The 1,416-nt window shown below is 36.8% G+C and carries 1 protein-coding gene; it reads right to left on the reverse strand.

The window, feature by feature from the left end:
* Window positions 1-279: 279 nt before the first annotated feature.
* Window positions 280-1,110 carry a hypothetical protein gene (locus K333_RS12395; protein ID WP_051230948.1) on the reverse strand — a complete coding sequence of 277 codons (831 nt, stop codon included), beginning with the start codon at window positions 1,108-1,110 and terminating at the stop codon, window positions 280-282.
* Window positions 1,111-1,416: the final 306 nt, after the last annotated feature.

Below are 1,416 nucleotides of genomic sequence, written 5' to 3' on the forward strand. Positions count from 1 at the left end.
TTCGTTTTATTACCCAAGTTCACATACTACTATGCAAACTCGCTTCTTGTACTACTTCTCTGTTTATGTAAATCTTTTCAAAGAACTCTTTCTTTTTACCCTCAACCCAAGGACATAAATCTTAGCACTTATTCCTGAGCGAAAGCGTTTGCAAAGGTATATCAAAAATATCAAACCGCCAAATTATTTCTTACTTTTTTTCGAGAAAAATTAATATTTTCCACAAATTTGACAATATTGCAATATATTTTCTATATATAAATAGGTATATATACGAAATCAATCACACACCGTAATTCTCCATCTATCATCCTTATGCTTAATCACCGCATTAGGAATCCCCTGCAGCAATACCGCCAAACTACCTTTCAAGTCGATTTCACCGATTTTAGCCATTCGGTCACGCTTATTTCTGATGGAAAGTTTGAAATCATCATTCAGCACATACTGATAAATTTTCTTATCCCCATTAAAAGAGATACCGAATCTATCATCCTTATCATTTCCTTTAAACTCATAAGTATACCCCATGATTTCGCCGAAAGGGATTTCCAGATCGCCCTTTACGAGTTCGCCTTCACCATTTCTAATAGCGAGACCTGTGAAAGGGATTGTCAGAGGCAGAGAGAACTCCTGGAGTTGCTCATCATTAGGAGTAAACACGACATCTACAGTCTGTTCGTTAGCCAAGATTTTCTTATTGATTTCGAAATTTCCGTTCACCTCTTTAGCTTGAGGGATAGCGATTTCCCCATAAGGCCATCTGATATGGAAAGTGATGGTATCTTCTGTTTCGTCCACTACCCTCACTAATTCGTCAGCATCAACACCCATATTGTAGATTTCCACCGGAGTCAGTTCCTCGTCGCCATCGCCCAAGGTCATAGCCAAGATATTACCATATCGAGGGTCATCCTCCCATTCCTCTGCACCTTTAGCCTTAAAGACGACCTGAATCAATTTAGTGAGCTCCTTCTCCTTACCCTGACGGCAGCGATAGAACTGCACATTTTTAGGTTCGAAGAGAGGTACTTTGATATAAGTATTATAACATATTGGTGAGTAATCTATTTCGGTCCAAGCCGATACATCTTTTAATTGGTTATCCATATATTCTCGTATTATTTTAGATTAGATCCATCATTAAATAGACGGTTTTGGGTTGCAAAATTACAAAAAAAAATCGAGAATGCTCCACGAAAAGGCAATTTTCGCAATTGCTCATACGATATTCTCTATACGCTTTACAAGCCACAATCATTATACAAACTTCCTCATAAACAGTATATTAGAACATGGCATTCCTTCTACCATTATTATTTATTGAACTTTCGCATGTAAGAAATCACATGCATATATTAACGTAAATTTGGAATAAAAAAGGCTTCAAAGTTTGTTTAACTCATTGAAAATGAG

It is taken from the genome of Segatella albensis DSM 11370 = JCM 12258, from assembly GCF_000426565.1.
Taxonomy (GTDB): Bacteria; Bacteroidota; Bacteroidia; order Bacteroidales; family Bacteroidaceae; genus Prevotella; species Prevotella albensis.

Bases quoted from the DNA above. Each gene is read 5' to 3' on its own strand.
- K333_RS12395 (WP_051230948.1), bottom strand. From the start codon at position 1,110: ATGGATAACCAATTAAAAGATGTATCGGCTTGGACCGAAATAGATTAC.